Below are 6,780 nucleotides of genomic sequence, written 5' to 3' on the forward strand. Positions count from 1 at the left end.
TCGAATCCGCCGTGCCGTCCGTGCCGGCGAGCACGATCGTGTGCCCGGCGGCGCCATAGCGGCGCGACAGCACGCGTGCCGCCTCGCGCGCCTCGCGCCCGAACACCGGATCGCTGTCGAGCGCGACCGCGACGACATAGGCGTCGACTTGGCCCGGCCGCTGCGGCTGAAGCGCGGCCAGCGCGCGGTCGAGCCGGCGGTGCTCGGCCAGCGCCTGGTCGGGTGGGCGGTCATGCTCGATCGCGATGCCCTGGTTGGCGAGCAAGGCGAGCTCCTGCTCGCTGGCGCGATCGATCAGCGGGGCGCCAGATTGGTGCTGGATCGGCTGGTAGGTGGCGGGTCCCTGCGCGGCGGCGGCGAGCGGGAGCAAGGCGAGGAGCGGCAGGCGGAGCATCTTTCACCACGATCTCATCCTCTTGCCCCATGTCAAGCGGCGGAACCGGCGCGGTCCTGTCCGGTTGGGCGCGCGAAGGAGTTCTCCCCATGACCGTCAACCTCAAGCCGCTGGCCGAACAGGTGATCGTGATCACCGGCGCCAGCTCAGGCATCGGCCTGGTCACCGCCAGGCGCGCGGCGGCGGGCGGCGCCAAGGTGCTGCTGGTCGCCCGCTCCGCCGATGCGCTGGGCGATGCGGTCCGCCAGATCAACAACACCGGCGGCACCGCCGACTTCGCGGTCGCCGACGTCGGCGACGCCGCGCAGGTGAAGCGCGCCGCCGAGACCGCGATCGAGCGGTTCGGCCGGATCGACACCTGGATCAACGACGCGGGCGTCGCGATCTATGCCAAGTTGGTCGACACGCCCGAGGATGAGCACCGCAAGCTGTTCGAGACCAATTACTGGGGCGTCGTGCACGGCAGCCTGACCGCCGTCGCACATCTGCGGGCCAAGGGCGGTGCATTGATCACCGTCGGCTCGATCGGCTCGGACATGGCGACGCCGCTGATGTCCGCCTATGCCGCGTCCAAGCATGCGGTGAAGGGCTTCACCGAGTCGCTGCGGATCGAGCTGGAAGGCGATGGCGTGCCGGTCTCGATCACGCTGGTGAAGCCGTCGGGCATCGACACGCCGATCGCCCAGCATGCCGCCAACCACACGGGCGCGGGCGAGGCGCAGATCCCGCCGCTGATCTACGCGCCCGAACTGGTCGCCGACGCGATCCTGCACGCCGCCGTCCACCCACAGCGCGAGATCACCGTCGGCGGCTCGGGCCGGGCGCAGGTGCTGTTCTCGCAGCATTTCAAGGCGCTGTACGAGAAGCTGGCGCCCGCCTCGACCAAGGCGATGACCGATCCCCAGACGCCGCAGCCGCCGACCAACCTGTGGGAGGCTGAGGTCAACGCCGGCCGCGAGCGCTCGGGCGAGCATACGGCGAAGGAGTGGAGCCTCTACACCGCCGCCGCGATGCATCCCCGCCTCACCAGCGCGGTGATCGGCGGCACGCTGGCGGGCGCGGTGGCGCTGCTGTTCGCGCGCGGGGGGAAGAAAACGGACTAACGGGTCAGCATTGCTCGGCGGTGTATTTCGGGACCGGCCCGGGCGGCACGCGATCGGGGCTGCGATAAAACCGGTCGGCGAGCAGGTGGTGCGTGTCGCCATAGGCCGAGCGCAACACGGCGGCGAGCGCGGGGTCGTAGCGGACGAGGTCGGCGTCCGACAGGAGGTGGACCCGGTCGAACGCGACGAGGCGCGCGGAGTTGAACCAGAACTGCGTGCCCACCGCCCAATATTCGTCCACGTTGGTGGCGGCGTATTCGTCCTTCCAGCGACCCCGCCGCATCGCGTCTGCATAGGCGCGGTCGATGCGCGCGGAGAGCGCCGGATCGGTGGCGCGGATCGCGGCGAGCACATCGTGCCCCATCTCGTGCACGAAGATGTTCTCGCCATGATAGCGGTCGCCCGGGCCAGCGAGCAGGTTCTCCGCCGCCGCGCTGGTCAGCGGCCCCGCCATGCCGCGCGCGCGGGCGTCCCAATATTGCCGGTCGGTGAAACGGCCGATCCGATCGGGGTACAGCTTGCGCTCGCACCGGGTGAGGCGGATGTCGTTGGGCAGCGGCCTGGTCCAGCCATGCTGCTCGGGCAGGTCGGTGGTGGTCTCGTCCGCCGCCATGACCGCGATGCGATAACCGCGCGCGACCAGCGCGGCGGCGAGGTCGGGCCGATGCGCCACCATGCCCGCCACGATGTCCCGCGCGGCGACCAGCGCCTCGTCCGGCACGCGCGCCGACGCGAGCACGGGCAGCCCGGCGGCGTCTAGGTATTTGGCGTAGAACGGGTCGGCATGGATCGCGGGCGGGGGCGAAGTGATGGCGGCGGGTGCGGCGGCGAAGAGGAGGGCGGCCAACCCTGGCCGCATCACACTTTGGCCTTGATACCGGCCTGCTTCAGTACGCCATTGGCGAGGTGGCGCGACATGATGCGGCCGTCGACGATAACGGGTCGGGATACTCCGGGGCACACCCATATCTCATGATCGCCCTTGCCCTCCCGCAGAAAGGCGCAGCCTCGCTCTGCCAGCAGCTCGCGCACCCGCGCGGTATAGCCACGAACCACCGTCAGGCGGCTACATCGAAGTCGCGCTCATGAAAGGCGATTACGTGGATCCGGTGCGGCCCTCGCAACCGAGTCTTATCGTGGAAATCACCGCCGTGAATCTCGAGCAGATCCGGAAGCATGCCGCCAGCCTTGAGCGCAAGTTCCTCGATCGTGGCGGCGTCGGCGAGCAGACCAGGGATATCACCATCCAGTGTATACCACGTCCGCGATTCCGGATCATAGTTCGCCCGGATGTTCCACAGGTTCATGTCCGATCCCTCTTTCCAGGCTTGGGTGCGCGGCCCCTACCGCCCCTCAATAAACCCGCTTCTTCGGCTTGATGTAGTCCACGTCGTCGGTCAGCGTGTAATCGTGCACCGGGCGGTAGTCGATCGCGGTCGCGCCGCCGACGCCGCCCCAGCCGGTGAAGGTCGTCAGCGTGTGCTTCATCCACTCGCCATCCAGGCGGTCGGGGAAGTCCTCGTTGACGTGGGCGCCGCGCGACTCCTTGCGGTTGGCGGCGGAGTCCATCGTCACCACGGCCTGGCCCAGCAGATTGTCCAGCTCCAGCGTCTCGACCAGATCGGTGTTCCAGATCATCGAGCGGTCGGTAACGCCGACATCGGCCAGGCGCGCATAGGTCGCCTTGATCTTGGCCTGGCCCTCCGCGAGCGAGGCGGTGTCGCGGAACACGGCGCAATGCGCCTGCATCGTGCGCTGCATCTCGCCCCGGATCGCGCTGGTCGGCGAGTCGCCGGCCGCGTTGCGGAACCGGTCGAGCCGGGTGAGCGACAGCTCCTCCGAGCCCTTGGGCAGGGGGGCATGCGCGGCGCCCGGCTTCTGGATGTCGCGCACGCGCAGCCCCGTCGCGCGGCCGAACACGACCAGGTCGATCAGGCTGTTCGAACCGAGCCGGTTGGCGCCATGCACCGACACGCACGCCGCTTCGCCGACCGCGAACAGGCCCGGCACGACGGCGTCGGGGTTGCCGTCCTTGAGGTGGACGACCTCGCCGTGGAAGTTGGTGGGGATGCCGCCCATGTTGTAGTGAACGGTGGGCGTCACGGGCAGCGGCTGGCGCGTCAGGTCGACGCCGGCGAAGATCTTGCCGGTCTCGGTAATGCCGGGCAGCCGCTCGTGCAGCACCTTGGGATCGATATGGTCGAGGTGCAGGAAGATATGGTCTTTGTGCGGGCCGACGCCCCTGCCCTCGCGCATCTCCAGCGCCATCGACCGCGACACGACGTCGCGCGACGCGAGGTCCTTCGCCGACGGGGCATAGCGCTCCATGAAGCGCTCGCCCTCGCTGTTGGTGAGATAACCGCCCTCGCCGCGCGCACCCTCCGTGATGAGCACGCCGGCGCCGTAGATGCCGGTGGGGTGGAACTGGACGAACTCCATATCCTGAAGCGGCAGGCCGGCGCGCAGCACCATCGCGTTGCCGTCCCCGGTGCAGGTGTGCGCCGACGTCGCGGAGAAGTAGCAGCGGCCATAGCCGCCGGTCGCCAGCACCACCTGATGCGCGCGGAAGCGGTGGATCGAGCCGTCCTCCATGCACAAGGCGATCACGCCGCGGCAGACGCCGTCCTCCATGATCAGGTCGAGCGCGAAATATTCGACATAGAAGTCGGTGTTATACTTCAGGCTCTGCTGGTACAGCGCATGGAGCATCGCATGCCCGGTGCGGTCGGCGGCGGCGCAGGTGCGCTGGACGGGCGGGCCCTCGCCCATGTTCTGCATGTGGCCGCCGAACGGGCGCTGGTAGATGGTGCCATCGTCGTTGCGGCTGAACGGGACGCCGGCGTGCTCCAGCTCGATCACGGCGGCGGGCGCTTCGCGCACCATGTATTCGATCGCGTCCTGGTCGCCGAGCCAGTCGGAGCCCTTGACGGTGTCGTACATGTGCCACGACCAGTGATCGGGCGAGTTGTTGCCCAGCGACGCCGCGATCCCGCCTTGCGCGGCGACGGTGTGCGAGCGCGTGGGAAACACCTTGGTGATGCACGCGGTCTTGAGCCCGCTCTCGGCGATGCCCATCGTCGCGCGCAGGCCGGAGCCGCCCGCGCCGACGACCACCGCGTCATAGGTGTGATCAACGATCTTGTAGGCAGCAGGCATCAGCGCGGCGCTCCGGCGATCGCGAGGTGGAGAATGGCGAACAGCGCGACCGCGCCCGTCGCCACCACGTAGAGATTGAGCAACACGATCAGGACGACGCGCGTCTCGTCATGCTGATAATCCTCGATCACCACCTGCAGCCCGAGGCGCAGATGGGTGAGCACGTTGACGACGAACAGCGCGAGCGGGATCGCCACCCAGGGCGACGCCGCCCAGGTCGCGATGCTGGCGAGGTCAAAGCCGCCGAACCGCGCGACCGAGATCAGCAGCCAGGTGACGAGCAGGATGTTGCCGCCCGCCGTCATCCGCTGGCGCCACCAATGGTGCGTGCCCTCGTGCGCCGCGCCGAGGCCGCGAACGCGGCCGATGCTGGTGCCCGTCCCCATCTCAGCGCCCCCCGATCAGATAGGCCCAATAGGCGATGGTGAGGACGGTCGAGATCACCAGCGTCGCCAGCGCGCCCCGCTTGTTGCGACGCAGTTCATAGCCCGCGCCCGTGTCGAGCACGAGATGGCGGATGCCCGTCATCATGTGCTGAAGCACCGACCAGGTCAGGCCGATCCCGACGACATAGCCCACCACGTTGAGCGCGCCGCTCGCCGTCGTGAAGACGTCCAGGAAGGTGCCGTAGCTGTTCGCGCCACCCGCCGCCGCCGCCAGCCACCAGGCGAACAATGGCACGCCGACCAGCGCCATGCCGACGCCCAGCGCGCGATGGATGATCGAGACCAGCATGTGCGGGCCCCAGCGCCAGATCTGGAGGTGCGGGGAAAGTGGGCGCCCGGGGCTGCGCACCTGGGGCCGGTCTTGCGGGCGGGAAGCCAAGGTCGTTGATCCTGTCGCGAATGTACCGGCTGCTATGTGGTGCCACGCCCGGCGATGCAAGCCGGGCGCGGTCCAAGCCCTAACCTGCGATTAACTATCGCGGTTTAGTCGGGTCCGGATTGCCGCTGGAGTATCGCTCATCGTGTCCGTGACCCTGCCCCCGCCCGAGAGCCTCACCCCGACGATCGACATTGCCGGAAAGCTGCGCGCCTATAACCTGGGCGACGCCGAGCAGGAACTGGCGCGCGCGTTATGGACGGTGATCGAGCCGGATGCGCGCCAGATCACGGTGGCGGTATGGGCGCGGCGTCGCACGCTCTACGGCACCGGGGGCGACTGGTCGACGCAGGAACAGGAGCGGATGTATGAGCTGGGGATCGCCTATGTGCGCAACCATTTCAGCGACACGGGCGGGGACGCATGGCTGCGGTCGGCGGAGCGCTTGGTGGCGACGTCGCGGATGGCGAACGTCGAGCTGACGCAGATCCTGGCGATGGCCGATGCCGGCCGCCGCGCGACCTTCGACCTGCTGCTCGTCCGCGTCGGCGCGGATGATCACCGAATGGCCGCGTTCACGGAGCTGCTGTTCCGGATGTTCGCGCTGGAGTGCGACATCTATTGCACGCTCTACAACGGCTATTGCCGCTTCGCCGAGCGCGCCGCGCGCGAGGCGCTGGCGGCGGAGTTCCGCGAGACGATCGCGCAAATGGTGGAACACACCAACGAGGACGGCGGCGCGCTGAAGGGTCAGGCGGGTGGGGCGTCGGCGTCGGCGCGGGGTGTGCTGGGCAAGGCGAGCGAGGTGGCGGCGGCGGCGGAACAGTCGGCGGTGGCGATGCGCGAGGCGGCGCAGACGGCGGCCGGGCTGATCCGCGCGATCGAGGACGCGCGCACGGAGGTGGACGCCGCCGCCGAGATCGCGACCCGGGCCAGCGCGCAGGCGGGCGAGGCGGTGGGGATGAGCAACACGCTGTCCGACCACGCCCAGTCGATCGAGAGCATCCTGGGGCTGATCCGCGACATCGCGGGCCAGACCAACCTGCTGGCCCTCAACGCCACCATCGAGGCCGCGCGCGCCGGCGACGCCGGACGCGGCTTCGCGGTGGTCGCACAGGAGGTCAAGAGCCTCGCCTCCCAGACCGCGCGCGCCACCGACGACATCGCCGCCAAGATCGCCGCCATCCAGTCCGCCACCCGATCCACCGTCGGCACCAACGCCTCCATCAAGGCCACCGTCGCCGAGGTCCAGGACTCCGCCGAGCGCATCCGCCACGCCATGGAGGCCCAGGCCCAGACCGTCAC

The 6,780-nt window shown here is 69.2% G+C and carries 8 protein-coding genes and 1 pseudogene; 2 read left to right on the top strand and 7 right to left on the bottom strand.

Going from position 1 to position 6,780, the window contains the following annotated elements:
• Positions 1-394, bottom strand: a pseudogene (locus tag HUU95_RS14480) (C13 family peptidase); the annotation flags it as partial.
• Between the two features lie 89 nt (positions 395-483).
• On the opposite strand from HUU95_RS14480, the gene HUU95_RS05065 reads away from it, so the two are divergent.
• Complete coding sequence (locus tag HUU95_RS05065) at positions 484-1,497, top strand: SDR family oxidoreductase (protein ID WP_174279117.1); 1,014 nt, start codon at positions 484-486, stop codon at positions 1,495-1,497.
• A gap of 4 nt (positions 1,498-1,501) precedes the next feature.
• Here the strand turns inward: HUU95_RS05065 and HUU95_RS05070 are convergent, their stop codons facing one another.
• Genes HUU95_RS05070 through sdhC form a run of 6 tightly spaced genes read right to left on the bottom strand, consistent with a single transcriptional unit; the run spans position 1,502 to position 5,448 of the window.
• Positions 1,502-2,344, bottom strand: coding sequence for a glycoside hydrolase (locus tag HUU95_RS05070; protein WP_254602629.1), 843 nt, complete (start codon positions 2,342-2,344; stop codon positions 1,502-1,504).
• Between the two features lie 11 nt (positions 2,345-2,355).
• Positions 2,356-2,529 (bottom strand): type II toxin-antitoxin system HicA family toxin, encoded by a 174-nt coding sequence (locus tag HUU95_RS05075; RefSeq protein ID WP_254602630.1) that lies wholly within the window; start codon positions 2,527-2,529, stop codon positions 2,356-2,358.
• Positions 2,530-2,555: 26 nt separating this feature from the next.
• Complete coding sequence (locus HUU95_RS05080) at positions 2,556-2,804, bottom strand: DUF1902 domain-containing protein (RefSeq protein ID WP_174279120.1); 249 nt, start codon at positions 2,802-2,804, stop codon at positions 2,556-2,558.
• 46 nt (positions 2,805-2,850) lie between these two features.
• Positions 2,851-4,653 (bottom strand): succinate dehydrogenase flavoprotein subunit, encoded by a 1,803-nt coding sequence (gene sdhA / locus HUU95_RS05085; protein WP_174279121.1) that lies wholly within the window; start codon positions 4,651-4,653, stop codon positions 2,851-2,853.
• On the bottom strand, positions 4,653-5,039 hold the full coding sequence (gene sdhD, locus HUU95_RS05090) for a succinate dehydrogenase, hydrophobic membrane anchor protein (protein WP_174279122.1): 387 nt from the start codon (positions 5,037-5,039) through the stop codon (positions 4,653-4,655). Before sdhD ends, sdhA begins: the two co-directional genes overlap by 1 nt.
• A gap of 1 nt (position 5,040) precedes the next feature.
• Positions 5,041-5,448: a succinate dehydrogenase, cytochrome b556 subunit gene (sdhC, locus tag HUU95_RS05095; protein WP_174279123.1), complete on the bottom strand. Its 408-nt coding sequence runs from the start codon at positions 5,446-5,448 to the stop codon at positions 5,041-5,043.
• 169 nt (positions 5,449-5,617) lie between these two features.
• Between sdhC and HUU95_RS14485 the strand changes: the two genes are divergently transcribed.
• The coding region (locus tag HUU95_RS14485) for a methyl-accepting chemotaxis protein (RefSeq protein WP_302480093.1) at positions 5,618-6,780 on the top strand (1,163 nt) is incomplete at its 3' end.

The organism is Sphingomonas bacterium (genome assembly GCF_903643065.1).
Lineage (GTDB): Bacteria > Pseudomonadota > Alphaproteobacteria > Sphingomonadales > Sphingomonadaceae > Sphingomonas.